Here is a 25,894-nt window from a genome sequence, read left to right on the forward strand (position 1 = left end):
CGGCCCGAAGCCCGGGAGGCCCGCGGGGGCCGGGCGGTGCGAGGGGCGCGTCGGGAGGGGGGACGCTCCGGGGGCGCGCTCGGGGTGCCGCGCCTACATTGGTGCTACGTCCCCCAGGCTCGGAGTCAGCCATGTCGGTCAGTGCGCCCCCGGAAGAGGTCCTCGACGTCCTGCGGCGGCAGGATCCGCAGATCGCCGACGTGCTGGCGGGGGAGGCGCGGCGGCAGGCGGAGACGCTCCAGCTGATCGCGGCGGAGAACTTCACCTCGCCGGCGGTCCTCGCGACGCTGGGGTCGACGCTCGCGAACAAGTACGCCGAGGGGTATCCGGGGGCCCGGTACCACGGCGGCTGCGAGTACGTCGACGAGGCCGAGCGGATCGCCGTGGAGCGGGCCACCGCGCTCTTCGGAGCCGATCATGCCAACCTGCAGCCGCACTCGGGCTCCGCGGCCGTCCTGGCGGCGTACGCGGCCCTTCTGAGGCCCGGTGACACGGTCCTCGCCATGGGCCTGGACCAGGGCGGGCACCTCACGCACGGTTCGCCCGCCAACTTCTCCGGCCGCTGGTTCGACTTCGTCCCGTACGGCGTCGACGCCGAGACCGGGCTCATCGACTACGAGCAGCTCGCCGCCCTCGCCCGCCACCACCGCCCCACGGCGATCGTCTGCGGCTCGATCTCCTACCCCCGCCACCCCGACTACGCCCTCTTCCGGGCCGTCGCCGACGAGGTCGGGGCGTACCTCATCGCCGACGCCGCCCATCCCATCGGCCTCGTCGCCGGGGGAGCGGCGCCGAACCCCGTCCCGTACGCCGACGTCGTCTGCGCCACCACCCACAAGGTGCTGCGCGGTCCGCGCGGCGGAATGGTGCTGTGCACGGCGGAGCTGGCCGAGCGGATCGACCGGGCGGTCTTCCCGTTCACCCAGGGCGGCGCCCAGATGCACACCATCGCGGCGAAGGCGGTCGCCCTGGGGGAGGCGTCCACTCCGGCCTTCACCGCGTACGCCCATCGGGTGGTCGAGCACGCGCGCGTGCTCGCGGCCGCGCTCTCCGCCGAGGGCTTCGCGCTGACCACCGGCGGCACCGACACCCACCTCATCACCGCCGACCCCACCCCGCTGGGCGTCGACGGCCGTACGGCCCGCGCCCGGCTCGCCGCCGCCGGGATGGTCCTGGACACCTGCGCCCTGCCCTCCGGCGGAGCCGGATACGTCACGGCCGGGGACGGGCGCGGCATCCGGCTCGGCACCGCCGCGGTCACCACGCAGGGCATGGGCGCCCCGGAGATGGCCAGGATCGCCGCGCTGTTCACCGCGGCGCTGCGCGGCGAACCGGAGGAAACGGCTCGGGTACGCGTGGACGTACGAGAGCTGACCAGCACTTTTCCCCCGTATGGACGGTGAGCGGCGGACGACCGAAGGGCGTCCGCAACCGTTTCGGGGCCCGGGGTGTCTCCAACCACATGGACGGCACGGCTAGGGTGTGGGGCTGAGATGGCCAGCGATTCCTGTGGGGACAGCCCGTGCGTGATTACCTGCTGACGCTCTGTGTCACGGCCGCGGTGACCTATCTGCTGACCGGTCCGGTGCGGAAGTTCGCCATCGCGACCGGCGCGATGCCGGAGATCCGTGCGCGCGACGTACACCGAGAACCGACTCCGCGGCTCGGTGGCATCGCCATGTTCTTCGGGCTGTGCGCCGGTCTGCTCGTCGCCGACCACCTGCAGAACCTCAACAGCGTCTTCGACCAGTCGAACGAGCCCCGCGCGCTGCTCTCCGGCGCCGCCCTGATCTGGCTGATCGGCGTCCTGGACGACAAGTTCGAGCTGGACGCGCTGATCAAGCTGGGCGCCCAGATGATCTCGGCCGGCGTGATGGTGGCGCAGGGTCTGACGATCCTGTGGCTGCCGATCCCGGGCGTCGGCACGGTCGCGCTGACCCAGTGGCAGGGCACGCTCCTGACGGTCGCCCTGGTCGTCCTCACCATCAACGCGGTCAACTTCGTCGACGGCCTCGACGGTCTCGCCGCCGGCATGGTCTGCATCGCCACCGGCGCCTTCTTCCTGTACGCGTACCGCCTCTGGTACGGCTACACGATCGAGGCGGCCGCTCCCGCGACCCTCTTCGCCGCGATCCTCATGGGCATGTGCCTGGGCTTTCTGCCGCACAACATGCACCCGGCGCGGATCTTCATGGGCGACTCGGGCTCGATGCTGATCGGCCTGATCCTCGCCGCCTCCGCCATCTCGATCACCGGCCAGGTGGACCCGGACACCCTGAAGATCTTCGAGGGCTCGACCCGGCAGGCGACCCACGCGGCCCTGCCCGTCTTCATCCCGCTGATCCTGCCGCTGACCATCATCGCGATCCCGATGACCGACCTGGTCCTGGCGATCGTGCGGCGGACCTGGAAGGGCCAGTCGCCCTTCGCCGCCGACCGCGGCCACCTGCACCACCGGCTCCTGGAGATCGGCCACTCGCACAGCCGGGCCGTGCTGATCATGTACTTCTGGTCGGCGCTGATCGCCTTCGGCACGCTCGCGTACTCGGTCCACTCGACGTCGATGTGGATCGTCCTCGCCATCACCGTGCTGAGCGCCCTCGGTCTGGTGCTGCTCCTGCTGCCGCGCTTCTCGCCGCGGACCCCCCGCTGGGCGGAGGCCATCGTCCCGCCGCGGTACCGGCGCCGGAAGCGGGCCCTGGAGCCGGAGCCGGAGCACGAGGCGGCGGAGGAGGAGCGGGTTCCGGTCCCGGCCGGGCTGCACGGCTCGACGGCCATCGGTCACCGTTCGCGCTTCTCCGACCGGAGGAAGGCCGGAACGCCGAGTTGACGCCGGGGTGACGCCGCGTCAGCGGAGGTCGACGAAAGCCTCAGTGGGGCCCAATACCAGACAAGGTGCCCTGCTGTCGCGCACAATCGCGCGTTGTAGCCCTCATGTGTGACAGTTGGCACACCCCATGTGTAAAGAACTACTCAAATAGTTTGTGATACCGTTCACGAGACCCGGCGACAGTGCCGAAAGACCGTAGTGCGACGGTCTGTTGGCCCCGAGACCCACCTCGGACCGGGCTTACGCTCGTCCCTGACGACACCATCGCCCCCTCCATCACAGCGGAGACACCGCCATGCCTTCCAGCGACGCACGCCTCCTTCTCTCGGCCGTCGTACCCACTGCCGCCGTCGGCGTCATCGCCACGGTGATCAGCGGCATCGTCGCCGGCGGGAAGGGCGCGATCGGCGCCGCCCTCGGCACCCTGGTCGTCCTCCTCTTCATGGGCCTCGGGATGCTGGTGCTGCAGCGGACGGCAAAGAAGCTTCCGCAGCTGTTCCAGGCCATGGGGTTCTTGCTCTACACGACCCAGCTGCTGGTTCTCTTCGTCTTCCTGGCCTTGCTGAAGGGCACCACGGTGTTCGACTTCAAGGCCTTCGCCTTCACAGTGCTCGCGACGACCGTGGTGTGGGTCGCGGCCCAGGCCCGTGCCTACATGAAGGCCAAGATCGCGTACGTCGAGCCCGGGAAAACGGGTTCGAAGCCGTGAGGGGTAGGGCCGGTATAAAGACGCGTTCGGCTTCCTGCTATCGTCCGGTGCCAACTGCGGCATTGCGGGCGCGGGCATCCGAAGAGGCGCCTGTCCCAGCGCGAGGCTCGAAGCCGACCCGCCGCCCCCTTATCCGTAAGACCAGTCCAGTGCCGACCCGCGGCTGCGCGCCGCGCCGACACAACGAGGTTGCCGTACCTATGCGCCACGCTGAAGGAGCCCGCGGTGAGTGCTGACCAGACGCTTGCCTTCGACCCGGATTGCCACATCTTCACCGGATGTGGCTTCCCGGCTCCGGGCCTGCACACGTTCATCTACGAGCCGATCGCGACGTGGGGCAGCTTCGAGCTGACCAAGCCCATGCTGCTCGCGGTCCTGAGCTCGGTCGTGGTGGTCGGTTTCTTCTGGGCGGCCTTCCGCAAGCCGAAGCTGGTCCCCGGCAAGATGCAGATGATCGGCGAGGCCGGTTACGACTTCGTGCGCCGCGGCATCGTCTACGAGATCATCGGCAAGAAGGACGGCGAGAAGTACGTCCCCTTCATGGTCTCGATGTTCTTCCTCGTCTGGATGATGAACCTCTGGTCGATCATCCCGCTGGCCCAGTTCCCGGTCACCTCGCTGATCGCCTTCCCGGCGGCCCTCGCGCTGATCGTGTACGTGCTCTGGGTCTCGCTGACCTTCAAGAAGCACGGCTTCGTCGGCGGCTGGAAGAACATCGTCGGCTGGGACAAGTCCCTCGGCCCGATCCTCCCGCTGGTCGTCGTCCTCGAGTTCTTCTCGAACCTGATCATCCGGCCCTTCACGCACGCGGTCCGACTGTTCGCGAACATGTTCGCCGGTCACCTGCTGATCGTGATGTTCTCGCTGGCCTCCTGGTACCTGCTCAACGGCATCGGCGTGATCTACGCCGGCACGTCCTTCGTGATGGTCCTCGTGATGACCGCCTTCGAGCTCTTCATCCAGGCCGTCCAGGCGTACGTCTTCGTCCTCCTGGCCTGCAGCTACGTCCAGGGCGCGCTCTCCGAGCACCACTGAGCCCCCTGCCACGGACCAGCTCCACCACCCACCCCGCAGTCTCCGGTGGCCAACCCCCACCGGGTCCTTGAAAGAGAAGGAAGAACCGGCATGTCCGCTCTCCAGACCCTTGCTGCTGTCGAAGGCAACGTCGCCGCCATCGGTTACGGCCTCGCCGCGATCGGCCCCGGCGTCGGCGTCGGCATCATCTTCGGTAACGGCACCCAGGCCCTCGCCCGCCAGCCCGAGGCGGCCGGCCTGATCCGCACCAACCAGATCATGGGTTTCGCCTTCTGTGAGGCGCTCGCCCTCATCGGCATCGTCATGGGCTTCGTCTACTAAGCCTGCTTCTCGACGACAGCCACATTTTCACGGAAGGCACTGATGTGAACGCTCTGCTTCTTGCGGCCGAGGGGGAGCCCCAGCCCCCCCTCCTCCCGCATCTTGACGAGCTCGTCATCGGCCTGATCGCCTTCGTCATCGTCTTCGGCTTCCTCGCCAAGAAGCTCCTCCCGAACATCAACAAGGTTCTGGTCGAGCGCCGCGAGGCCATCGAGGGTGGCATCGAGAAGGCCGAGTCGGCCCAGATCGAGGCTCAGAGTGTGCTGGAGCAGTACAAGGCACAGCTTGCCGAGGCCCGCCACGAGGCCGCGCGTCTCCGCCAGGAGGCGACGGAGCAGGGCACCGCGATCATCCAGGAGATGAAGGCGGAGGGCCAGCGCCAGCGCGAGGAGATCATCGCCGCCGGTCACACGCAGATCGAGGCCGACCGCAAGGCCGCTTCCTCCTCCCTGCGTCAGGACGTCGGCAAGCTCGCCACTGACCTGGCCGGCAAGCTGGTCGGTGAGTCCCTCCAGGACGTCGCCCGCCAGAGCCGCACGATCGACCGCTTCCTCGACGAGCTCGAGGAGAAGGCTGAGGCCGTCCGATGAACGGAGCGAGCCGTGAGGCACTGGCCGCCGCCCGCGAGTCCCTCGACGCGCTGACCGACAACACCTCGGTCGACGCTGCGAAGCTTGCGGACGAGCTGGCCGCGGTCACCGTCCTGTTCGACCGCGAGGTGTCGCTGCGCCGGGTCCTTACCGACCCCGCGCAGTCGGGTGAGGCCAAGGCCGAGCTCGCGCAGCGACTCCTGACCGGTCAGGTGGGCGGCGAGACCGTCGACCTGGTGTCCGGCATGGTCCGGTCCCGCTGGTCGCGCTCCCGCGACCTCGTCGACGCGGCCGAGGAGCTGGCGAACACCGCCGACCTCACCGCGGCGCAGAAGGCGGGAGCCCTCGACGACGTCGAGGACGAGCTGTTCCGCTTCGGCCGGATCGTGACCTCCAGCACCGAGCTCCGCTCGGCGCTGACGGACAAGACCGCGAAGCCCGCCGCCAAGGGCGAGCTGCTGCGCACGCTGCTCGGCGGCAAGGCCAACGCCACCACCGAGCGCCTGGTCGTCCGTCTGGTGACCCAGCCCCGGGGACGTAGCCTGGAGGTGGGACTCGAGTCCCTGTCCAAGCTCGCCGCGGCGCGCCGGAACCGGATGGTCGCCGTCGTCACCTCGGCGGTGCCGCTGTCCGACCAGCAGAAGCAGCGCCTCGGCGCCGTACTGGCGAAGCTGTACGGCCGCGAGATGCACCTGAACCTGGACGTGGACCCCGCGGTCCTCGGCGGGATCTCGGTGCGGGTCGGCGACGAGGTCATCGACGGCACGGTCTCCGAGCGCCTCGGCGAGGCGAAGCGGCGGCTGGCCGGCTGACGGCTTCGGCCGCCGGCAACACAACACGCATCACAGCGGCCCGGTTGGGCCGTGCAGAGATTGCAGAAGATTCCTGGGGGTCGGCCCCCAGACCCCTTAAGAAACTTCGGGCCCAACAAGGAGAGCAGGGAACCCAGATGGCGGAGCTCACGATCCGGCCGGAGGAGATCCGGGACGCACTGGAGACCTTCGTCCAGTCGTACCAGCCGGACGCGGCCTCGCGCGAGGAGGTCGGCACGGTCAGCCTGGCCGGTGACGGCATCGCGAAGGTCGAGGGTCTTCCCTCGGCCATGGCGAACGAGCTGCTGAAGTTCGAGGACGGCACCCTCGGTCTCGCGCTGAACCTCGAAGAGCGCGAGATCGGTGCGATCGTTCTCGGTGAGTTCAGCGGCATCGAGGAGGGGCAGTCGGTGCAGCGCACCGGCGAGGTCCTCTCCGTCGGCGTCGGTGAGGGATACCTGGGTCGCGTCGTCGACCCGCTCGGCAACCCGATCGACGGTCTCGGCGAGATCGCGACCGAGGGCCGCCGCGCCCTCGAGCTGCAGGCCCCGGGCGTCATGGCCCGTAAGTCGGTCCACGAGCCGATGGAGACCGGCTACAAGGCCGTCGACGCCATGACCCCGGTCGGCCGTGGTCAGCGTCAGCTGATCATCGGCGACCGCCAGACGGGCAAGACCGCCCTGGCCGTCGACACGATCATCAACCAGCGCGACAACTGGCGCTCGGGCGACGTGAACAAGCAGGTCCGCTGCATCTACGTCGCCGTCGGCCAGAAGGGCTCCACCATCGCGTCCGTGCGCGGCGCCCTGGAGGAGGCCGGTGCGCTCGAGTACACGACGATCGTCGCCGCCCCCGCGTCCGACCCGGCCGGCTTCAAGTACCTCGCCCCGTACACCGGCTCGGCCATCGGCCAGCACTGGATGTACGACGGCAAGCACGTCCTGATCATCTTCGACGACCTGTCGAAGCAGGCCGACGCCTACCGCGCCGTGTCGCTGCTGCTGCGCCGCCCGCCGGGCCGTGAGGCCTACCCGGGTGACGTCTTCTACCTGCACTCGCGTCTCCTCGAGCGCTGCGCCAAGCTCTCGGACGAGCTCGGTGCCGGCTCGATGACCGGTCTGCCGATCGTCGAGACCAAGGCGAACGACGTCTCGGCGTTCATCCCGACCAACGTCATCTCCATCACCGACGGCCAGTGCTTCCTGGAGTCCGACCTGTTCAACGCCGGCCAGCGTCCGGCCCTGAACGTCGGTATCTCGGTCTCCCGAGTCGGTGGCTCCGCCCAGCACCCGGCCATGAAGCAGATCGCCGGTCGCCTCCGCGTGGACCTCGCCCAGTTCCGTGAGCTGGAGGCCTTCGCGGCCTTCGGTTCCGACCTGGACGCGGCCTCGAAGGCGCAGCTGGAGCGCGGTCAGCGCATGGTCGAGCTGCTCAAGCAGGCTCAGTACCAGCCGATGCCGACCGAGAATCAGGTCGTCTCCGTGTGGGCCGGTACCACCGGCAAGATGGACGACGTCCCGGTCGCCGACATCCGTCGCTTCGAGGCCGAGCTCCTGGCGTACCTCCGCCAGAACCACTCGGGTCTCATGACCTCCATCCGCGAGGGCAAGAAGATGTCGGACGACACCCTGACGGCCGTCGCCGACGCCATCGCGGAGTTCAAGAAGCAGTTCGAGACCTCTGACGGCAAGCTGCTCGGCGAGGACGCCCCTGCCGCCGTCAACGTCTCGAAGTGACGACGGAAGGGACCTGACTCATGGGAGCGCAGCTCCGGGTCTACAAGCGTCGCATCAAATCCGTCACCGCGACGAAGAAGATCACCAAGGCGATGGAGATGATCGCCGCCTCGCGCGTGGTCAAGGCTCAGCGCAAGGTGCAGTCCTCGACCCCGTACGCCACCGAGCTCACCCGCGCGGTGACCGCGGTGGCCACGGGTGCCAACGACAAGCACCCGCTGACCACCGAGGCCGAGAACCCGACCCGCGCCGCGGTCCTGCTCCTCTCGAGCGACCGCGGTCTGGCCGGCGCCTTCAACTCCAACGCCATCAAGGCGGCGGAGCAGCTCATCAAGCGGCTTGAGGGCGAGGGCAAGGAGACCGACGTGTACGTCGTCGGCCGCCGTGGCATCGCGCACTTCAACTTCCGTGAGCGCAAGCTGGCCGGCACGTGGGCCGGCTTCACGGACGAGCCGTCGTACGCGGACGCCAAGAAGGTCGGCGAGCCGCTGATCGAGGCGATCGAGAAGGCAACGGCCGAGGGTGGTGTGGACGAGCTCCACATCGTCTACACCGAGTTCGTCTCGATGATGACGCAGACGGCGGTCGAGGCCCGGCTGCTGCCCCTCAGCCTCGACGAGGTGGCGAAGGAGGCCGGCGAGTCGGACACGCTCCGTCCGCTGTACGACTTCGAGCCGTCGGCGGAGGACGTCCTGGACGCCCTTCTGCCGCGCTACGTCGAGAGCCGCATCTACAACGCGCTGCTCCAGTCGTCGGCGTCGAAGCACGCCGCGACGCGGCGCGCGATGAAGTCGGCGACCGACAACGCGGGAGACTTGATCAACAACCTCTCCCGACTTGCCAACGCGGCCCGACAGGCCGAAATCACCCAGGAAATCAGCGAGATCGTCGGTGGCACCGCAGCCCTGGCCGACGCGACCGCGGGGAGTGACAAGTAATGACGACCACTGTTGAGACGGCCGCCGCCACGGGCCGCGTCGCCCGGGTCATCGGCCCGGTCGTCGACGTGGAGTTCCCCGTCGACGCGATGCCGGAGATCTACAACGCCCTGCACGTCCAGGTCGCCGACCCGGCCGAGGAGGGCGCGCTCAAGACGCTGACCCTCGAGGTCGCGCAGCACCTGGGTGACGGCGTCGTCCGCACCATCTCGATGCAGCCCACCGACGGTCTGGTCCGCCAGGCCCCCGTGGTCGACACCGGCGACGGCATCACGGTGCCCGTCGGCGACGTCACCAAGGGCCGCGTGTTCAACACGCTGGGTCAGATCCTGAACGAGCCCGAGGCGGAGTCGGAGGTCGGCGAGCGCTGGTCCATCCACCGCAAGGCCCCGGCGTTCGCGGACCTCGAGTCGAAGACCGAGATGTTCGAGACCGGCCTCAAGGTCGTCGACCTTCTCACCCCGTACGTCAAGGGTGGAAAGATCGGTCTGTTCGGTGGCGCCGGTGTCGGCAAGACCGTTCTGATCCAGGAAATGATCATGCGTGTGGCCAAGCTGCACGAGGGCGTTTCCGTCTTCGCCGGCGTCGGCGAGCGCACCCGTGAGGGCAACGACCTCATCGCGGAAATGGAAGAGTCCGGCGTTCTGGACAAGACCGCCCTGGTCTTCGGCCAGATGGACGAGCCCCCGGGCACCCGTCTCCGTGTGGCCCTCGCCGGTCTGACCATGGCGGAGTACTTCCGCGATGTGCAGAAGCAGGACGTGCTGTTCTTCATCGACAACATCTTCCGCTTCACCCAGGCCGGTTCCGAGGTGTCGACCCTGCTCGGCCGTATGCCCTCCGCGGTGGGTTACCAGCCGAACCTGGCCGACGAGATGGGTCTCCTCCAGGAGCGCATCACCTCGACCCGTGGTCACTCGATCACCTCGATGCAGGCGATCTACGTCCCCGCCGACGACCTCACCGACCCGGCGCCGGCGACCACCTTCGCCCACCTCGACGCGACGACGGTTCTCTCCCGTCCGATCTCCGAGAAGGGCATCTACCCGGCCGTGGACCCGCTGGACTCCACGTCCCGGATCCTGGACCCGCGCTACATCGCGCAGGACCACTACGACGCCGCCATGCGCGTCAAGGGCATCCTGCAGAAGTACAAGGACCTCCAGGACATCATCGCGATCCTCGGTATCGACGAGCTCAGCGAGGAGGACAAGCTCGTCGTGCACCGTGCGCGTCGTGTCGAGCGCTTCCTGTCGCAGAACACCCACGCCGCCAAGCAGTTCACCGGTGTGGACGGTTCGGACGTCCCGCTCGACGAGTCGATCGCCGCGTTCAACGCGATCTGCGACGGCGAGTTCGACCACTTCCCGGAGCAGGCGTTCTTCATGTGCGGTGGTCTTGAGGACCTCAAGAACAACGCCAAGGAGCTCGGCGTCTCCTGAGCCCCGTGCTCGCCCGAGGGGGGCGGGAGCCGTTCCCGCCCCCCTCTCCACGCCCCTTAGAATTGATCCCAACACCCGGCAGCACCGCCGGGTGGTGAACCGAGGAGCCCACCCTTGGCTGCTGAGCTGCACGTCGAGCTGGTCGCCGCGGACCGGAGTGTCTGGTCCGGCGAGGCCACCCTGGTCATCGCGCGTACCACCTCCGGCGACATCGGCGTCATGCCCGGTCACCAGCCGCTGCTCGGTGTGCTGGAGTCGGGCCCGGTGACCATCCGTACGAGTGAGGGCGCCACCGTCGTGGCCGCCGTCCACGGCGGGTTCATCTCCTTCGCCGACGACAAGCTGTCGCTGCTCGCGGAGATCGCCGAGCTGGCGGACGAGATCGACGCCCAGCGTGCCGAGCGCGCGCTGGAGCGTGCCAAGTCGGAGGAGGACGCCGCCGCCGAGCGGCGCGCCGAGGTCCGGCTGCGCGCGGTATCGGTCCGCTAGCGGACCGGCGACCGAAGAGTAGTGCCCTCAGCCGCGGCACGGCTGGAATGTTCCAGACCGTGCCGCGGCTGAGGCGATGCAGATGCAGGTGGTATTCGTGAGGCCGGCGGCGCCGGTCACGGGACGCGGCGAGGAGGTCGGTGAAGATGTTCCTCGCGCTGCTCGTGTGCGGCCTGGTCGTCGCACTGGTGTTGATCGGGCTCTTCGTCTTCGGCTTGCGCCGTCGGCTGATCCAGCGTGCCGGCGGCACCTTCGACTGCTCGCTGCGCTGGGACGTCCCGGAGGAGCCGGACCTGTCCGGCAAGGGCTGGGTGTACGGCGTGGCCCGGTACAGCGGTGACGAGATCGCCTGGTTCCGGGTCTTCTCGTACGCGCCCCGGCCGCGCCGGTTCCTGGAGCGTTCGGCGATCGTGGCCCTGGAGCGACGGATGCCGGAGGGCGAGGAGGAGCTGGCGCTCCTGTCGGACTCCGTGATCCAGCCCTGCATGTACAACGGCGTCCGGCTGGAACTCGCGATGAGCGAGGACGCCCGGACGGGGTTCATGGCCTGGCTGGAGGCGGCGCCTCCCGGGCAGAGGGTGAACGTCGCGTAGGACTTCCTCGCGCGTACGGAAGCGGGGGACGGTGTGCTGCACCGTCCCCCGCTTCGTCGTACCGGTGACCGTTAGCTCAGGCCGCCGTTGATCGCGGAGACCAGCTCGCCGTTGGTGGTGTCACCGCTGAACTCCCAGAAGAACGCGCCGCCGAGGCCCTGGTTCTTGGCCCAGCCCATCTTGGAGTTGACGGTGGCGGGGGTGTCGTAGCTCCACCAGTTGGTGCCGCAGTGGGCGTAGGCGGTGCCGGCGACGGTGCCGTTGGACGGGCAGGAGTTCTTGAGGACCTTGTAGTCCTCGATGCCCTGCTCGTAGGTGCCCTGAGCCGGGCCGGTCGCCGTGCCGCCGGGGGCGGACTGGGTGACGCCGGTCCAGCCGCGGCCGTAGAAGCCGATGCCGAGCAGCAGCTTCTTGGCCGGGACGCCCTTGGCCTTGAACTTGGCGATCGCCTCGGCGGAGTTGAAGCCCGCCTGCGGGATGCCGGCGTACGAGGTCAGCGGGGAGTGCGGGGCGGTCGGGCCCTTGGCCTCCCAGGCGCCGAAGAAGTCGTACGTCATCACGTTCAGCCAGTCGTAGTACGGCGCGGCGCCCGCGTAGTCGGCGGCGTCGATCTTGCCGCCGGCGGAGGCGTCGGCCGTGACGGCCGCGGTGACCAGGTTGTTCGCGCCGAACTTGGCGCGCATGGCCTGCATCATGTTCTTGAAGGACGCGGCGCCGCTGGTGTCACAGGTGAGACCGCAGGCGTTCGGGTACTCCCAGTCCAGGTCGATGCCGTCGAAGACGTCGGCCCAGCGCGGGTCCTCGACCAGGTCGTAGCAGGACTGCGCGAAGGCGGTCGGGTTCTGCACGGCCTGGCCGAAGCCGCCGGACCAGGTCCAGCCGCCGAAGGACCAGAGGACCTTGATGTTCGGGTAGGCCTTCTTCAGCTTGCGCAGCTGGTTGAAGTTGCCGCGCAGCGGCTGGTCCCAGGTGTCGGCGACGCCGTCGACGGACTGGTCGGCGGTGTAGGCCTTGTCGTAGTCGGCGTAGGCGTCACCGATGGTGCACTTGCCGCCCTGCACGTTGCCGAAGGCGTAGTTGATGTGGGTGATCTTGGACGCGGAGCCCGAGGTCACGATGTTCTTCACGTGGTAGTTGCGGCCGTAGACGCCCCAGTTGGTGAAGTAGCCCAGCTTGACCGCGTTCGGCGGCGGCGGAGTGGTGCCGCCGCCGGTGGTGCGGACCGCGACGGGGCCGGCGGACGGGCCGGTCTGGTCGATGGTGTCGCGGGCGACGACGGTGTAGCTGTAGTCGGTGCCGGGGTTGAGCCCCTGGTCGGTGTAGTTCAGGGCCGTCGTGGTGGTGACCTTGGCGCCGTCGCGCAGGACGTCGTAGTTCTTGACGCCCTTGTCGTCGGTGGCCGCGCCCCAGCTGAGCTTCACCGAGGTGTCGGTGACGTCCGAGGCGCTCGGGGTGCCGGGGGCCGAGGGCGGGTTGTCTCCGGGCTGCTGGGTGCCGTCGCAGGAGGCGCCGTTGATCTTACAGCCGGAGGGGGCGCCGGAGCCGGCGCCGTTGTAGCCGAAGGAGACGGAGGCGCCGGGCGCCAGGGTGCCGTTCCAGCCGACGTTCTTGGCGGTCCAGTGGTCGCCGCTGTTGGTGACGGTGGCGTCCCACGCGGAGGTGACCCGGGTGCCGGAGGGGTAGTCCCACTCCAGGTTCCAGGAGGAGATGGTGGTGGTGCCGGTGTTCTTGATGGTCCAGTTGGCGCCGAAGCCGGTGCCCCAGTCCTGGGTCTTGGTGTAGGTCGCGGTGACCGAGGTGGCGGCCTCCGCGGGGGAGGCGAGGCCGACCATCGCGGCGAGGGGGAGGGCCAGGGCGGTGAGGCCTGCGGCCGCCTTCGCCTTGAGGCCTCTTCGGCGCGTCGGTGCTTGAGTGCTCAACGGTGCTCCTCAAGTAGCGGACGTTCGGGGTGGGGGTGGTCCGTGGAGAGTTGCGCGCGCCCCGCGAGCGTAGGAAGGTCTGGACCAATCGTCAAGAGGTCCAGACCAACGTCGCTTCCGTTCTCTCAGAGTCCCAACTCCCGCGCCAGGACGGCTGCTTGGACCCGGCTCCGCAGCCCCAGCTTCCCCAGCACCTTGCTGACGTGCGTCTTCACCGTCGCCTCCGCCATGTCGAGGCGTACCGCGACCTCCGCGTTCGACAGGCCCGCCCCCAGCGCCGCGAGCACCTCCCGCTCCCGGGGGGTCAGCCCGTCGAGGACGGCGGGGTCCTGCCGTACCGGCGGGGCCGGGGAGGCGAACTCCGCGATCAGCCGCCGGGTCACCGCCGGCGCGATCAGCCCCTCGCCCCGCGCCACCGTCCGCACCGCCTCGATCAGCTCCCGCGCGTCCGCGTTCTTCAGCAGGAAGCCCGACGCCCCCGCGCGCAGCGCCCCGAAGACGTACTCGTCGAGGTCGAAGGTGGTCAGCACCAGGACGTCCGCGAGGCCCTCGGCCACCACCTGCCGGGTCGCCGTCACCCCGTCCATCCGGGGCATCTGCACGTCCATCAGCACCAGGTCGGGGCGCAGCTCCCGGGCCAGCTCCACCGCCCGCTCGCCGTCCTCCGCCTCCCCGACCACCTCGATGTCCGGCGCGCTGCCCAGGATCAGCACGAGCCCGGCCCGTACCGCGCTCTGGTCCTCGGCCACCACCACCCGCACCGTCATGCCCGCTCCTCCTCGCCCGCTCCCACGGGCAGTTCCGCCCGCACCCGCCACACCTCGGCACCCTCGTGCCCCGCCACCGGACCGGCCTCCAGGGACCCGTCGAGCAGCGCCACCCGCTCCCGCATCCCCACGAGCCCCGCCCCCGAACCCGGCGCGCGCGGCCCCGGCCGGTCCCCGTACGGGCTCGTCACCGTCACCCGCAGCGCCCCGTCCGCCCGGGCGAGCGCCACCCGCACCTCGCCGGGCGCCGCGTGCTTGAGCGCGTTCGTCAGCGCCTCCTGCACGATCCTGTACGCGGCCAGCTCCACCGGCGCCGGCAGGCCGGGACCGTCCCGCCGGGCGTCCTCCAGGACGAAACGCAGTCCACTCGCCGCGCCGTTGGTCCCCGCCTGCGCCACCAGGGCGTCGAGGCCCGCGAGGGAGGCGGTCGCGGCCGGCTCGGTCTCCGCGCCGCTGTCCCGGAGCAGCCCGATCAGCCGCCGCATCTCCGCGAGCCCCGCCACGCTGTTCTCCCGGATCACCGTCAGCGCCTGCCGGGTGGTGCCGGGGTCGTCGAGGGAGAGCGCCGCCGTCGAGTGGATCGCGATCGCCGAGAGGTGGTTGGCCACCACGTCGTGCAACTCCCGTGCCATCCGCGCCCGTTCCGCCGCCACCGCCTGCGCCCGGTCCATCTCGGCGAGCAGCGCGGTCTGTTCGGCGCGCAGCCGGGCGGCCTCCGCGGCCTCCCGGTGGTTGCGCACGATCGAGCCGGTGACGGCCGGCAGGAAGGAGATCATGCCGGTGATGACGCCGACGAGCAGCGCGATCGCGTTCTGCCACCACACCAGGAACGCCACCGTGGTCGCGACGGTGACCAGCGCCGTCGTGTACGGGATGCGGCGGGCCTGCGCCGGGGTGCCGTAGACGACCGCCGCGTAGACGACGTCCGTGAACATCAGGACGGTGGCCAGGTTCCCGTTGGTGAACTGGTCGGCCACGATGGCCACGGTGCCCAGGAGCAGCGCGGTCTGCGGGGCCGCCCTGCGCAGCGCCTCCGCCACGGCCATCGCCGTCAGCGGGACGAGCGCCGCCCAGCGCTGGTCGAAGACGCGGTCGCCGGTGGTGTACAGCCCGTACGACCACAGCAGCACGCCGACGGAGAGGCCGGCGGCGGCGATGAGCACGTCATGGCGGTGCGGGCGGGGGAAGGCCCGGCGGGGCCGGAGCGGGCGGGGAAGGGGCACGTACCCATCCAACACGCCCTTCGGCCCCCTGACGTCGACGTCCGGGCCGATCCGCGCGCGCCCGCGCCTCCGTCGAAGGATGTAGGCGGGTTTCGTCACCCGCGACGACGAAGCGGGCCCTCCCGGACGGGACGCTGGGAAGGACCCGACGGGGGAAGGAAAGGGGAAACTCGTGATCGTCACGATGATCGTCGTCTGCGAGGTGGGGTTCTGGGTCCTGCTGGCCGCCGGGCTCGGCGCCCGCTACCTGCTGCGCATGCCGAGGCTGGGCGCGGGGCTGCTGCTGTGCGAGCCGCTCCTGGAGATCCTGCTCCTGGTCGTCTCCGCGATCGACCTGAAGAACGGCGCGGAGCCCAGCTGGCGGCACGGGCTCGCCGCGATCTACATCGGTTACACCGTCGGGCACGGGCACCGCACCGTGAAGTGGCTCGACGGCCACGCCGCCCACCGCTTCGGCGGTGCCCCGCCGCCCGCGAAGCCGCCCCGCTACGGCATGGCCCGCGCCCGCCACGAGGGCGCGATCTGGCTCGGCTCGCTGGTCGCCGGCTCCGTCGCCTCCGCGCTGCTCCTCGCCGCGGTCTGGTACGTCGGCGACGCCGGCGACACGTCGAAGCTGGAGGCCTCGATCGCCGGCGTCTGGCGCGCCGTCGGCATCCACGGCCTGATCGCCCTCAGCTACTCGGTCTGGCCGAAGAAGGACCCGGAGGGCGCGTCGGAGAAGGCCCCGGCGCTCCCCGCCCGGGACCCGGAGCACGTCCCCGGCCTCCCGGCCGGCCGCGCGCGCGAGGACGCCGTGTCTCCCGGGGGAGAACGCCCGGACCCCCGGCAGGGGTCCGCGGGCCGGACTTCCTAGCGCTCCCCTCCCGGGACCCAGAGCACGTCCCCGACCTCCTTGTTGGCCACCCGGGCCAGGATGAAGAGCAGGTCGGACAGGCGGTTGAGGTACGTCGCCGTCAGCGGGTTCATCGTCTCGCCGTGGACCTCCAGGGCCGCCCACGTCGAGCGCTCGGCCCGGCGGACCACCGTGCACGCCTGGTGCAGCAGTGCCGCGCCGGGTGTGCCGCCGGGCAGGATGAAGGAGCGCAGCTTCTCCAGCTCCTCCAGGAAGCGGTCGCAGTCCGCCTCCAGCTTGTCCACGTAGTACTGCTCCACCCGCAGCGGCGGGTACGCGGGGTTCTCGACGACGGGCGTGGCGAGGTCGGCGCCGACGTCGAAGAGGTCGTTCTGGACGCGGGTGAGGACCGTGACGACCTCCTCCTCCAGATGCCCGAGGGCGAGCGCCGTGCCGATGACGGCGTTGGCCTCGTTGGCGTCCGCGTAGGCCGCGATCCTGAGGTCGGTCTTGGCCGTGCGGCTCATGTCGCCCAGGGCCGTCGTGCCCTGGTCGCCGGTGCGGGTGTAGATGCGCGTCAGATTGACCATGGACCCCAGCCTAGTGACGCCCCCGCCCGCCGCACCTGTCGCGAGTGTGACGTCCGTCAAAGAGAGCGTGACGCGCATTACTTCGCGGTCACATGGCGCTCCCGGCCCGCTAATCTCCGCCGGAGAGAGCCAGAAGTGAACAGGTGTAGAGGGGTGGAATTCGTGGCTGGGAAGCTCGCCGTCATCGGGGCCGGACTCATGGGATCCGGCATCGCTCAGGTCTCCGCGCAGGCCGGCTGGGACGTGGTGCTGCGGGACGTCACCGACGCCGCGCTGACCCGCGGCACCGACGGCATCAAGGCCTCGTACGAGAAGTTCGTCGCGAAGGGCCGGCTCGACGCCGCCGACGCGGAGGCCGCCCTCGGCCGCATCACCGCCACCACCGAGCTGGACGCGGTCGCCGACGCCGACATCGTCGTCGAGGCCGTCTTCGAGAAGATCGAGGTCAAGCACGAGATCTTCCGCTCCCTCGACAAGATCGCCAAGGACGGCGCGGTCCTCGCCTCCAACACCTCCGCCATCCCGATCACCAAGATCGCCGCGGTGACGGAGCGCCCCGAGGCCGTCGTCGGCGTGCACTTCTTCTCGCCGGTCCCGATGATGCAGCTCGTCGAGCTCGTCCGCGGCTACAAGACCAGCGACGAGACCCTCGCCGCCGCCCGCTCCTTCGCCGAGTCGGTCGGCAAGACCTGCATCGTCGTCAACCGCGACGTCGCCGGCTTCGTCACCACCCGCCTGATCTCCGCCCTCGTCGTCGAGGCCGCCAAGCTGTACGAGTCGGGCGTCGCCACCGCCGAGGACATCGACATCGCCTGCAAGCTGGGCTTCGGCCACGCGATGGGCCCGCTCGCCACCGCCGACCTGACCGGCGTCGACATCCTGGTCAACGCCACGAGCAACATCTACACCGAGTCCCAGGACGAGAAGTTCGCGCCGCCGGAGCTGATGCGCCGGATGGTGGACGCGGGTGACATCGGCCGCAAGAGCGGGCAGGGCTTCTACAGGTACTGAGTCGAACCCGCCACAGGGCCTCACTCCATGGAGTGAATTCAGGTGTCGGTTCGACGACAAGGCGCAACGTATCTGCCGAGGCGGCAGTCAGTTGTTTGCGAAGACGGAGCATTCCCGGGGAGCGACTATGCACATCAGGGGCGACCATGCCGAGCTGGTCGTCGGGGGCCGCCTCGACGTCCGGAGCGCGGCGGACGCCCGTACGGTCCTGCACACGGCCGTCGACGACGGAGTCGGCGACCTCGTGCTGGACCTGACCGGACTCGACTCCTGGGACGCCACCGGCCTCGGCGTCATCATGGGCGCCCACCGACGGGCCGGCCGCTGCGGCCGCCGGCTCGTCCTGCGCGGGGTGCCGCCGCAGATGCAGCGGCTCCTCGTCGCCACCCGCCTCCACCGCATCCTCGCCATCGAGGGCGGCCTCGTCGTGGAGTCCCTGCCCCGGGTCTGAACGGACGGGGCGCGGACGGCCCCGGGGGTGAACGCGGCCCCCGCCGTCTGTGAAGCCCCTGTGCGAACCAGGCGTCACGCTCAATCCTCACAAGACCGTGACGTCTTGGTCTCCACGGCACCCCGGCTGTTCCCGGGTGCCCGGCGACCGTCTAGGGTTCGGTCGCCCGCACCCGACGACGGACCCACCCGGCGGGCTCCGCACCACCGCTCTTGGGGGCTTTGACCATGGACCCGATACACCGGGGGCCGGACGAGTCCGGTCACGACACCGCGGCCGAGGACGCCCGCCCCGCCCAGCCCGCCGCCCTGCCCGACCGCACCGCCGCGGCGCCCGCCCGCGCCCGCGTCACCCGGATCGTCTCCGGAGGGCTGCTCCTCACCGTCAACCCCGTCGACGGCAGCGAGATCGAGCCCTGCCCACCCGGCGAGACGCCCCCGCAGGCCCGCCGCCGCACCCCCGAGGAGCGCGCCGAGGCCGACCGCGCCGCCGCCGCGCCCGTGCCGCCCGGCCCCGCCGCCCCGGAACTGCCCCTCCTCGAACGCGACGAGCAGCGCGCCCGGCTCACCGAGACCCTGACCCGCGGCCGCTCCGCCCGCCTCACCGGCCCCGACGGCGCCGGCCGCACCGCCCTCCTCGACGTCGTCGCCGCCGACTGCGCGGACCTCGCCCCCGACGGCGTCGTCCGCCTCTCCGGCCGCCACCGCACCGGCGGCGAACTCCTCCACGAGCTGCGCACCGCCGTCCTGCACGCCCCCGGCCACCGGCCCGACCGCGACGGCCTGCGCGGCGACCTCGCCACCGTCGGCGCCGTCGTCGTCGTCGACGACCTGGAGTTCGGCGGCGCCGCCCTCGACGAGTTCCTCGCCGCCGCCCCCGAATGCGCCTTCCTCCTCGCCGCCGCCCCCGGCGTCCCCGCCGCCTCGGCCGAGGCGCGGATCGAGGAGGTCGCCCTGCCCGGCCTCGGCCGCGCCGCCTCCCTCGCCCTCCTGGAGGCCGCCGTCGGCCGCCGCCTCACCGAGGAGGAGGCCAACTGGGCCGGCGACCTCTGGTTCGAGTCCGAGGGACTCCCGCTCCGCTTCGTCCAGGCCGGCGCCCTGCTCAGACAGCGCGACCGGCTGCGCGTCACCCCCGCGGAGTTCGACGCCTTCGGCGCCCTGGAGGAGGCCTTCGGCCCGTCCGGTACGGCCCCCGGCGCGGGCCCCGCCGGCACCGCGCCCGACCCGTACGAGAACCCCGACGTCGAGCTCCACGAGGTGCCGCTGCCCAGCCTCGGCGAGGGCGCCGCCCCCGCCGCGCTGCTCGCCTCCCGGCTCAGCCGCTCCGCCCAGACCACCCTCCGCTTCGCCGTCGCCCTCGGCGGCGAGCTCCCGCACCACGCCCACCTCCCGGCGCTCGTCGGCGACACCCACGCCGACGCCGCCCTCGGCGAGCTGCGCGCCTGCGGGCTCCTCAGCCCCGCCGGCACCCGGCACCGGCTCGCCGGCGGCGTCCTCACCCAGCTCCTCGCCCACGGCTACGGCCACGACACCGCCGACCGCGTCCACGCCGCCGCCCAGCACTACGCCTGGTGGGCCGGTCACCCCTCGGTGGGCCCCGAGCGGGCCGCCGCCGAGTCCGACGCCCTGCTCGCCGCGCTCGCCGGCCTCGTCGGGGACGGCTCCGCCGGGACCGAGGAGGCCGCCGAGCGGCGCGCCGCCGCCGTCGCCCTCGCCCGCGCCGCCGCCCCCGCCTTCGCCGCGGGCCTCCACTGGGGCGCCTGGGAGCGCGCCCTGCGCTCCGGCCAGGAGGCCGCCCGGCTCGCCGGGGACGTCGCCGAGGAGGCGTACTTCCACCACGAGCTCGGCATCCTCGCGATCTGCGGCGGCAACCTCGCCCGCGCCCGCGCCGAGCTGGAGGCCTCCATCGGGCTGCGCGGCGCCCTCGCCGACAAGCGCGGCACCGTCGCCGGCCGCCGGGCCCTCGCCCTCGTCGCCGACCTCGGCCGCGAGCGGGAGCCCGCCACGGCCGTCCTGCCGTCCCGTACCGACTCGCCGGCCCGCGGCCTGCCCGCCGTACGCACCACGGCACCGGTCCCGCGGACGCCCGCCGAGCCGCCGACCGAGGCGATCCCGCCGGTCGCCACGACCGCGGCCGTCACCCCGCCCGCCTTCCCGGCCTTCCCCGACTACGCGGACTTCGCCGACAAGGGCCCCACGGTCGTCGCCCGCCCCGCCGCCCCGGCCGAGCCCGCGCGCAAGGGGCTCAAGGCGGTCGTCCTCGACGGGACCCGGCGCAACCTCGCCGCCGTCGGCGCCGGAGCGCTCCTCGTCGCCGTCCTCGGCACGGTCGTCACCCTCGGCGCCACCTCCGGCAACGACGACACCCCCACCTCCGGCACCGTCAGCACCGACAGCACCGCCGACCCCGGCGGCGCCGAACTGCCGGACACCGGCGACGGCGCCCCCTCCGACGCGGAGCCCGGCGGCGACCCGGCCGCGACCGGGACGCCGACCGCCTCCGGCTCGCCCGGCCCCACCACCTCCGGGGCGACCCCCTCGTCGACCGGTACCGGCCCCTCGGCGACCGGCTCCCCGTCGACCGCCTCCTCCGGCGCGCCGGACCCGTCGACGACGAGCGCCCCGGGGACGACGAGCGCGCCGGCGACGACACCGGGAGGCACGACGAGCACGCGCCCCGTGCCGACCCGGACCACGACGAGACCGGCCACGCCCCCGACGACCACGTCCGAGCCGCCGGCGTCGCCGACGGCCACGACGACGCCGCCGCCGACCACCGAGCCGCCGACCACGGAGCCCGAGCCGACCGGCACGGCCACCACCAGCGAGGCCGCCGGCTCCAGCAGCGCCTCCGAGCCGCCCGCCGAGGGCTGAGGCCACGCGGAAAAGGGGACGGCCCCGGGCGCTCCGCGCGCCCGGGACCGTCCCCTTCGCCGTACCGGCTAGAACAGCCGCAGCTTGTCGTCCTCGATGCCACGCAGGGCGTCGTAGTCGAGCACCACGCAGCCGATCCCGCGGTCCGTCGCCAGGACCCGCGCCTGCGGCTTGATCTCCTGCGCCGCGAAGACGCCCTTCACCGGGGCGAGGTGCGGGTCGCGGTTGAGCAGCTCCAGATAGCGGGTCAGCTGCTCGACGCCGTCGATCTCGCCGCGCCGCTTGATCTCGACCGCGACCGTCGCGCCGTCCGCGTCCCGGCAGAGGATGTCGACGGGGCCGATCGCCGTCGGGTACTCGCGGCGGATCAGCGTCCACCCCTCGCCCAGCGTCTCGATGCGGTCGGCGAGCAGCTCCTGGAGGTGCGCCTCGACGCCGTCCTTGATGAGACCCGGGTCCACACCCAGTTCGTGGGACGAGTCGTGGAGGATCTCCTCCATCGTGATGATCAGTTTCTCGCCCGCTTTGTTGATCACGGTCCAGATGCCGGCCTCACCGTCAGGACCGTCGGAGCCTTCCTTCAGTGTGCACGGCGGGGACATCCAGTTGAGCGGTTTGTACGCCCGGTCGTCCGCGTGGATCGAGACGCTGCCGTCGGCCTTGATCAGGATCAGACGGGGGGCGGAGGGCAGGTGGGCCGTGAGCCGGCCCGCGTAGTCCACGGAGCAACGGGCAATGACGAGACGCATGGTCGGCAACGCTACAAGAGGAGCGCCCTTCTACGCGATTCGGGCATCGGCATGAGCCGAACACCCGTCGGTTATCGGCCTGTTGTGTGCCCATTCTCCTGGTGCGGGCAGCACCACGCGCTTACCGTGGAAGCTGGAGGTCGTCGTCCGTGCACGCTGCGTGGCGTACGTCGGCCTTCGGCCCTGCCCGCACAGACCCCGTCCGCGGGGTCGCGAGAGGAGAACCCATGTCGCTCGACGTCTCACCGGACCTGTTGGAACAGGCCGAGCGAGGCGAGGTCGACGAAGCCGCCTTCGTCGACTGCGTCCGGACCTCCCTGCCCTTCGCGTGGGAGATGATCAGTTCTCTGGTGGCCCAGCTGGAGGTGGAAGGCGGCGAGTTCGCCGACAACCAGACGCCGCCGCCGAACGAGCAGGCACGTGGTCAGCTGCTGCGCGCGCTGGCGAGCGACGCGATCCGCGGTGCGCTCCAGCGCCACTTCGGAGTGCGTCTGGCCTTCCAGAACTGCCACCGCGTGGCGGTCTTCCCGCTGGACCCGGCGGTGGACGACCGGCTCGCCCGCTTCACCTCGGTACGGGCCCAGCTGCTCAACCAGTCGCCCGAGCTCCGCGACTGCTGAGCCCGGCCGTCGTCACCGGGCTCGGCCGGGACTCGAACGCCGCCGCTCCGCGTCGCGGAAGCCGCGATCGGTGCGTGCCGACACGCATCGTCCCGCGGGGACGCCGGGGCGGCGGCGGGTCCCGGCCCTCAGCTCAGCCGGGGGAGGACCTCGGCGCCGAGTCGCCGCAGGTTCTCCTCGGTCGCCGCGAGGTCGCCGGAGCCCTCGGCGAGCAGCGCGAAGCGGGTGATGCCCGTGCGCTCGGCGGTCGCCGCGAGCCGGTCCGCCGCGAGCGCGGGGGTGCCGACCGGGTGCAGCGAGCAGAGCAGCTCGGTGTACGCCACCGGGTCGCGCATCGCCCGGTGCCGGCCGTCCACCGTCACATGCGCGTCCAGGCCCTGCTTCAGCCAGCCCGGCATCGCCTTCACCAGGGTCTCCACCGCGTCCCCGGTCCGGTCCGCGAGCTGTGCCACGCCCGCGGAGACATGACCGGCGCCGATCCGCGCGACCTCGTCGGGATCCCGCCCGGCCTCCCGCGCCCAGCGGGCCCAGGCCGCGACCGCCTCCGCCTTCTCCTCGTCGCCGCAGTGCATCCCGAGCAGCATCGGCAGCCCGCGCTCGGCGGCCAGCCGCACGCTCTTCGGCGAGGTGCAGGCCACGATCACCTCCGGCGCGGCCTCGCCGCCGATCAGCTCGTCGGCCCGCGGCACCACCGCCACCTCGCGGAAGGAGAACCGCTCGCCCGCGGCGCCCACCCGGGGCTCGGCCAGCCAGCGCAGGAGCAGGTCGAGGGCCTCGGGGAAGCCGTGCTCGTACGCCTCCAGGCCCGCGCCGAACACCTCCAGGTCCACCCACGGCCCGCCGCGCCCGACCCCGAGGGTGAACCTGCCGCCGGAGGCGATGTGCAGCAGCGCCGCCTGCTCGCCGAGGGCGACCGGGTGGACGGACGGCAGCACGCTCACCGCCGTGCCCACCCGCAGCCGCCGGGTGCGGCCCAGGAGCAGCGCCGCCAGCGTCACCGCCGAGGGGCAGACGCCGTACGGCACGAAGTGGTGCTCGGCGAGCCAGACCGAGTCCAGGCCCGCCTCCTCGGTCACCTCGGCGGTCCGCACCGCCCGGTGCAGCGCCTCTCCCTGGCCCTGGCCCGGAAACTGAGCCGCCAGAACGAACGTTCCCACCCTCATCGTCTTCCGCCTCCTCGCGGCCGGTGCGTCACTGACCCTCGTACCGGCATCAACGTCTGACACGTGCCAAAGGCAACGGCCTGGCGTGAAGTTCTTGCGATTTTCGGTCCGGACGCCGGGACCGGGCCCCCGCACACCCCGTCGCGGCCCGTACGCTGGAGGGAACGGTCCGTGTTCCCGACCCCGTGAGGTGTGCTGTGTCCCCGCGTCACCACCGCTCCCGCCGCGGCGCGAAGCCCGAGGCGCCGGACGACCGCGACGACCGGTACGGCGGCTCACAGCGCACGGAGACCTGGCAGGGCGAGGAGTGGTACGTCCGCCTCGTCGCCGGCGCCAGCTCCCCGGGCAAGCGCTACCGCTGCCCCGGCTGCGACCAGGAGATCCCGGGCGGCGCCCCGCACGTCGTCGCCTGGCCCGAGTACGGCGGCGTCGACGACCGCCGCCACTGGCACAAGGCCTGCTGGAACGCGAAGGACCGCCGCACCACCCGGGTGCAGCGGTCCCGCAACGCGCCGAAGTACTAGCCTGCTCAGACGTCCCGCTTGTTCAGGAGGGCGAACGCGCCGCCCAGCCCCACGGCGGTGGCCCCGGCCAGGATCAGGAGCGTCTCCCAGCCCGCCGGGCCGGTGTCCCCGAACGGCGGCCGCGCGCTGTACAGCGAGATCAGCTGCGAGGGCACCGAGTAGGTGAAGAGCGCCTCCTGGAGCCCCTTCAGCGCCGGCGCGAACATGAAGAGCGCCGCCACCAGCGGCAGCAGCAGCACACCGATCATCACCGTGATCGCGCCGGCCGAGTGCCGCACCAGCGCCCCGACCGCCATCGACAGCAGACCGAGCAGCGCCATGAAGCCGGCCGCGCCGACCGTGGCCCGCGCCCACTCGGCGCCCGTCGGCTCCGCCGCGTCCACCATCGCCACCTGCGCGGTCGCCACCCCGAAGGCCACCACCAGGGTCACCGTGAAGACCAGCAGGAAGAAGACGATCGCCTTCGCCGCGAGCACCCGGGACCGGCTCGGGCACGCCGTCAGCGTCGTGCGGATCATGCCCGTGCCGTACTCGGACGAGATCGTCAGCACGCCCAGCGTGATCACGCAGATCGAGGCCGGCAGCATCCCGAAGAAGCCCAGCGGCAGCGCCGACTCCTCGCCCATGTTCCCGCCCTCGGTGGCGGCGATCGCGGCCACGCCCAGGCCGATCGCCAGCATCAGCAGGACCATCGTGCCCAGCGTCCACACCGTCGACCGCACCGAGCGGATCTTCGTCCACTCCGAGGCGAGCGCGTCCCCGAGGTGCGCCCGGCGGACCGGGATGGGGGAGACGTAGCCGTACGGCGGGGCGGGCGTCGGCATCGGCGTGGGGGCGGTCATCGGGCGTCCTCGGTGGTGTCGCTCGGCTTCTGGAGGCTCGGCTGCGGGGCGGCCTGCGGCGGGGCGGCCTGCGGCGGGGCCGCCGGGGCCTGCGGGGCGGCGTACGGGTTCTGTCCGGGCGGCGGCGGGGCGTACCAGCCCTGCTGCGGCACGTCCGCCGGGACCGGCGGACCCGGCGGCGTCCCGTACCCCGGCTGCCCGGGCTGCGGCGGGGCCTGGAGGTGGGCGAGCTTGTCGTCGGTCGACCGGTAGTCGACCGCGCCCTGCGTGAGGCGCATGTACGCCTCCTCCAGGGAGGCCTGGTGCGGGGACAGCTCCCAGAGCCGTACGTCCGCCCCGTGCGCCAGGTCGCTGATCCTCGGCAGCGGCAGGCCGGTGACCCGCAGCGCCCCGTCCGGCTCGGACAGCACCTGGCCGCCGGCCTCGACCAGCACGCCCGACAGCTTGTCCCGCAGCGCGGGCTCGCCCTCCGGGGTGCGGATCCGGGCGAAGTCCGCCGAGTTCGCCGAGATGAACTGCTTCACCGGCATGTCGGAGAGCAGCTGCCCCCGGCCGATCACGATGAGATGGTCCGCCGTGAGCGCCATCTCGCTCATCAGGTGGCTGGAGACGAAGACCGTGCGGCCCTCGGAGGCCAGCTTCTTCATCAGGTTCCGCACCCAGAGGATGCCCTCCGGGTCGAGGCCGTTGACCGGCTCGTCGAAGAGCAGCACCTGCGGGTCGCCGAGGAGCGCCGCCGCGATGCCGAGCCGCTGGCCCATGCCGAGCGAGAAGCCCTTGGAGCGCCGCTTCGCCACCTCCTGGAGGCCCACCACGCCCAGCACCTCGTCCACCC

At 71.6% G+C, this 25,894-nt stretch carries 26 protein-coding genes; 18 read left to right on the forward strand and 8 right to left on the reverse strand.

Annotated features, from left to right (window positions below; translation table 11 throughout):
• Nucleotides 1-131: 131 nt before the first annotated feature.
• The 12 genes from glyA to AB0E19_RS17140 all read left to right on the forward strand — a co-directional run bounded on the left by glyA (nt 132) and on the right by AB0E19_RS17140 (nt 11,495).
• Nucleotides 132-1,403: a serine hydroxymethyltransferase gene (gene glyA / locus AB0E19_RS17085; protein ID WP_362179958.1), complete on the forward strand. Its 1,272-nt coding sequence runs from the start codon at nt 132-134 to the stop codon at nt 1,401-1,403.
• 119 nt (nt 1,404-1,522) lie between these two features.
• Entirely contained in the window at nt 1,523-2,830 is a 1,308-nt protein-coding gene (locus AB0E19_RS17090) for an MraY family glycosyltransferase (protein WP_362179961.1), read from the forward strand.
• Nucleotides 2,831-3,125: 295 nt separating this feature from the next.
• Entirely contained in the window at nt 3,126-3,539 is a 414-nt protein-coding gene (locus tag AB0E19_RS17095; RefSeq protein ID WP_362179964.1) for a hypothetical protein, read from the forward strand.
• A 225-nt stretch (nt 3,540-3,764) separates the two neighbouring features.
• Nucleotides 3,765-4,574 carry a F0F1 ATP synthase subunit A gene (gene atpB, locus AB0E19_RS17100; protein WP_043219694.1) on the forward strand — a complete coding sequence of 270 codons (810 nt, stop codon included), beginning with the start codon at nt 3,765-3,767 and terminating at the stop codon, nt 4,572-4,574.
• A gap of 90 nt (nt 4,575-4,664) precedes the next feature.
• The gene (atpE, locus tag AB0E19_RS17105; protein ID WP_006346597.1) at nt 4,665-4,895 is read left to right on the forward strand and encodes an ATP synthase F0 subunit C; all 231 of its coding nucleotides are present in this window, start codon (nt 4,665-4,667) and stop codon (nt 4,893-4,895) included.
• A gap of 44 nt (nt 4,896-4,939) precedes the next feature.
• On the forward strand, nt 4,940-5,485 hold the full coding sequence (locus AB0E19_RS17110; protein ID WP_360602111.1) for a F0F1 ATP synthase subunit B: 546 nt from the start codon (nt 4,940-4,942) through the stop codon (nt 5,483-5,485).
• Nucleotides 5,482-6,297 carry a F0F1 ATP synthase subunit delta gene (locus AB0E19_RS17115; RefSeq protein ID WP_362179969.1) on the forward strand — a complete coding sequence of 272 codons (816 nt, stop codon included), beginning with the start codon at nt 5,482-5,484 and terminating at the stop codon, nt 6,295-6,297. The genes AB0E19_RS17110 and AB0E19_RS17115 overlap by 4 nt, the downstream gene beginning before the upstream one ends.
• Before the next feature lie 137 nt (nt 6,298-6,434).
• A complete protein-coding gene (gene atpA / locus AB0E19_RS17120) occupies nt 6,435-8,033 on the forward strand; it encodes a F0F1 ATP synthase subunit alpha (protein WP_030762238.1) in 1,599 nt (532 codons plus the stop codon).
• A gap of 20 nt (nt 8,034-8,053) precedes the next feature.
• Nucleotides 8,054-8,971, forward strand: coding sequence for a F0F1 ATP synthase subunit gamma (locus AB0E19_RS17125; protein WP_362179973.1), 918 nt, complete (start codon nt 8,054-8,056; stop codon nt 8,969-8,971).
• Complete coding sequence (gene atpD / locus AB0E19_RS17130) at nt 8,971-10,413, forward strand: F0F1 ATP synthase subunit beta (protein WP_030762231.1); 1,443 nt, start codon at nt 8,971-8,973, stop codon at nt 10,411-10,413. The genes AB0E19_RS17125 and atpD overlap by 1 nt, the downstream gene beginning before the upstream one ends.
• Nucleotides 10,414-10,527: 114 nt before the next feature.
• Complete coding sequence (locus AB0E19_RS17135) at nt 10,528-10,902, forward strand: F0F1 ATP synthase subunit epsilon (protein WP_360602104.1); 375 nt, start codon at nt 10,528-10,530, stop codon at nt 10,900-10,902.
• A gap of 146 nt (nt 10,903-11,048) precedes the next feature.
• A complete protein-coding gene (locus tag AB0E19_RS17140; protein ID WP_169087561.1) occupies nt 11,049-11,495 on the forward strand; it encodes a DUF2550 domain-containing protein in 447 nt (148 codons plus the stop codon).
• 71 nt (nt 11,496-11,566) lie between these two features.
• Here AB0E19_RS17140 and AB0E19_RS17145 read toward each other — a convergent pair whose 3' ends face one another.
• The 3 genes from AB0E19_RS17145 to AB0E19_RS17155 form a co-directional block, all read right to left on the reverse strand.
• The gene (locus tag AB0E19_RS17145) at nt 11,567-13,327 is read right to left on the reverse strand and encodes a glycoside hydrolase family 18 chitinase (RefSeq protein WP_362180159.1); all 1,761 of its coding nucleotides are present in this window, start codon (nt 13,325-13,327) and stop codon (nt 11,567-11,569) included.
• Nucleotides 13,328-13,539: 212 nt separating this feature from the next.
• The gene (locus AB0E19_RS17150; RefSeq protein WP_362179978.1) at nt 13,540-14,181 is read right to left on the reverse strand and encodes a response regulator transcription factor; all 642 of its coding nucleotides are present in this window, start codon (nt 14,179-14,181) and stop codon (nt 13,540-13,542) included.
• Entirely contained in the window at nt 14,178-15,404 is a 1,227-nt protein-coding gene (locus tag AB0E19_RS17155; RefSeq protein ID WP_362179981.1) for a histidine kinase, read from the reverse strand. Before AB0E19_RS17155 ends, AB0E19_RS17150 begins: the two co-directional genes overlap by 4 nt.
• A gap of 172 nt (nt 15,405-15,576) precedes the next feature.
• Between AB0E19_RS17155 and AB0E19_RS17160 the strand changes: the two genes are divergently transcribed.
• Entirely contained in the window at nt 15,577-16,257 is a 681-nt protein-coding gene (locus tag AB0E19_RS17160; RefSeq protein ID WP_362179983.1) for a hypothetical protein, read from the forward strand.
• Here AB0E19_RS17160 and AB0E19_RS17165 read toward each other — a convergent pair.
• Complete coding sequence (locus tag AB0E19_RS17165) at nt 16,254-16,826, reverse strand: cob(I)yrinic acid a,c-diamide adenosyltransferase (protein WP_362179986.1); 573 nt, start codon at nt 16,824-16,826, stop codon at nt 16,254-16,256. The two genes, AB0E19_RS17160 and AB0E19_RS17165, sit on opposite strands and share 4 nt — an antisense overlap.
• Before the next feature lie 162 nt (nt 16,827-16,988).
• Between AB0E19_RS17165 and AB0E19_RS17170 the strand changes: the two genes are divergently transcribed.
• From AB0E19_RS17170 to AB0E19_RS17180, 3 genes are all read left to right on the forward strand, one after another.
• Complete coding sequence (locus AB0E19_RS17170) at nt 16,989-17,837, forward strand: 3-hydroxyacyl-CoA dehydrogenase family protein (RefSeq protein WP_362179989.1); 849 nt, start codon at nt 16,989-16,991, stop codon at nt 17,835-17,837.
• 127 nt (nt 17,838-17,964) lie between these two features.
• On the forward strand, nt 17,965-18,288 hold the full coding sequence (locus AB0E19_RS17175) for an STAS domain-containing protein (protein ID WP_169086744.1): 324 nt from the start codon (nt 17,965-17,967) through the stop codon (nt 18,286-18,288).
• 227 nt (nt 18,289-18,515) lie between these two features.
• On the forward strand, nt 18,516-21,161 hold the full coding sequence (locus tag AB0E19_RS17180) for an ATP-binding protein (RefSeq protein ID WP_362179993.1): 2,646 nt from the start codon (nt 18,516-18,518) through the stop codon (nt 21,159-21,161).
• A 68-nt stretch (nt 21,162-21,229) separates the two neighbouring features.
• Here the strand turns inward: AB0E19_RS17180 and nucS are convergent, their stop codons facing one another.
• Entirely contained in the window at nt 21,230-21,910 is a 681-nt protein-coding gene (gene nucS / locus AB0E19_RS17185) for an endonuclease NucS (RefSeq protein WP_362179996.1), read from the reverse strand.
• 227 nt (nt 21,911-22,137) lie between these two features.
• On the opposite strand from nucS, the gene AB0E19_RS17190 reads away from it, so the two are divergent.
• On the forward strand, nt 22,138-22,530 hold the full coding sequence (locus AB0E19_RS17190; RefSeq protein ID WP_360602091.1) for an SCO5389 family protein: 393 nt from the start codon (nt 22,138-22,140) through the stop codon (nt 22,528-22,530).
• A 128-nt stretch (nt 22,531-22,658) separates the two neighbouring features.
• On the opposite strand, the gene AB0E19_RS17195 is transcribed toward AB0E19_RS17190, so the two are convergent.
• On the reverse strand, nt 22,659-23,693 hold the full coding sequence (locus tag AB0E19_RS17195; protein WP_362180000.1) for an LLM class flavin-dependent oxidoreductase: 1,035 nt from the start codon (nt 23,691-23,693) through the stop codon (nt 22,659-22,661).
• A gap of 197 nt (nt 23,694-23,890) precedes the next feature.
• Here AB0E19_RS17195 and AB0E19_RS17200 point away from each other — a divergent pair, with 197 nt between their 5' ends.
• Nucleotides 23,891-24,217, forward strand: a complete 327-nt coding sequence (locus AB0E19_RS17200) for an ATP/GTP-binding protein (RefSeq protein WP_362180003.1) — start codon at nt 23,891-23,893, stop codon at nt 24,215-24,217.
• Nucleotides 24,218-24,222: 5 nt separating this feature from the next.
• Here the strand turns inward: AB0E19_RS17200 and AB0E19_RS17205 are convergent, their stop codons facing one another.
• Together AB0E19_RS17205 and AB0E19_RS17210 are read right to left on the reverse strand one after the other, a co-directional pair.
• Nucleotides 24,223-25,059, reverse strand: a complete 837-nt coding sequence (locus tag AB0E19_RS17205) for an ABC transporter permease (protein WP_362180006.1) — start codon at nt 25,057-25,059, stop codon at nt 24,223-24,225.
• The coding region (locus AB0E19_RS17210; protein ID WP_362180009.1) for an AAA family ATPase at nt 25,056-25,894 on the reverse strand (839 nt) is incomplete at its 5' end. The genes AB0E19_RS17205 and AB0E19_RS17210, both read right to left, overlap by 4 nt.

Origin of the sequence: Streptomyces sp. NPDC047974, assembly GCF_040653375.1 — a bacterium.
In the GTDB taxonomy this organism is placed as follows: domain Bacteria; phylum Actinomycetota; class Actinomycetes; order Streptomycetales; family Streptomycetaceae; genus Streptomyces.

Bases quoted from the DNA above. Each gene is read 5' to 3' on its own strand.
- glyA (WP_362179958.1), top strand. From the start codon at position 132: ATGTCGGTCAGTGCGCCCCCGGAAGAGGTCCTCGACGTCCTGCGGCGG.
- AB0E19_RS17095 (WP_362179964.1), top strand. From the start codon at position 3,126: ATGCCTTCCAGCGACGCACGCCTCCTTCTCTCGGCCGTCGTACCCACT.
- atpE (WP_006346597.1), top strand. From the start codon at position 4,665: ATGTCCGCTCTCCAGACCCTTGCTGCTGTCGAAGGCAACGTCGCCGCC.
- AB0E19_RS17115 (WP_362179969.1), top strand. From the start codon at position 5,482: ATGAACGGAGCGAGCCGTGAGGCACTGGCCGCCGCCCGCGAGTCCCTC.
- atpA (WP_030762238.1), top strand. From the start codon at position 6,435: ATGGCGGAGCTCACGATCCGGCCGGAGGAGATCCGGGACGCACTGGAG.
- AB0E19_RS17125 (WP_362179973.1), top strand. From the start codon at position 8,054: ATGGGAGCGCAGCTCCGGGTCTACAAGCGTCGCATCAAATCCGTCACC.
- atpD (WP_030762231.1), top strand. From the start codon at position 8,971: ATGACGACCACTGTTGAGACGGCCGCCGCCACGGGCCGCGTCGCCCGG.
- AB0E19_RS17140 (WP_169087561.1), top strand. From the start codon at position 11,049: ATGTTCCTCGCGCTGCTCGTGTGCGGCCTGGTCGTCGCACTGGTGTTG.
- AB0E19_RS17145 (WP_362180159.1), bottom strand. From the start codon at position 13,327: ATGGTCGGCCTCGCCTCCCCCGCGGAGGCCGCCACCTCGGTCACCGCG.
- AB0E19_RS17150 (WP_362179978.1), bottom strand. From the start codon at position 14,181: ATGACGGTGCGGGTGGTGGTGGCCGAGGACCAGAGCGCGGTACGGGCC.
- AB0E19_RS17165 (WP_362179986.1), bottom strand. From the start codon at position 16,826: ATGGTCAATCTGACGCGCATCTACACCCGCACCGGCGACCAGGGCACG.
- AB0E19_RS17175 (WP_169086744.1), top strand. From the start codon at position 17,965: ATGCACATCAGGGGCGACCATGCCGAGCTGGTCGTCGGGGGCCGCCTC.
- AB0E19_RS17180 (WP_362179993.1), top strand. From the start codon at position 18,516: ATGGACCCGATACACCGGGGGCCGGACGAGTCCGGTCACGACACCGCG.
- nucS (WP_362179996.1), bottom strand. From the start codon at position 21,910: ATGCGTCTCGTCATTGCCCGTTGCTCCGTGGACTACGCGGGCCGGCTC.
- AB0E19_RS17190 (WP_360602091.1), top strand. From the start codon at position 22,138: ATGTCGCTCGACGTCTCACCGGACCTGTTGGAACAGGCCGAGCGAGGC.
- AB0E19_RS17195 (WP_362180000.1), bottom strand. From the start codon at position 23,693: ATGAGGGTGGGAACGTTCGTTCTGGCGGCTCAGTTTCCGGGCCAGGGC.
- AB0E19_RS17205 (WP_362180006.1), bottom strand. From the start codon at position 25,059: ATGACCGCCCCCACGCCGATGCCGACGCCCGCCCCGCCGTACGGCTAC.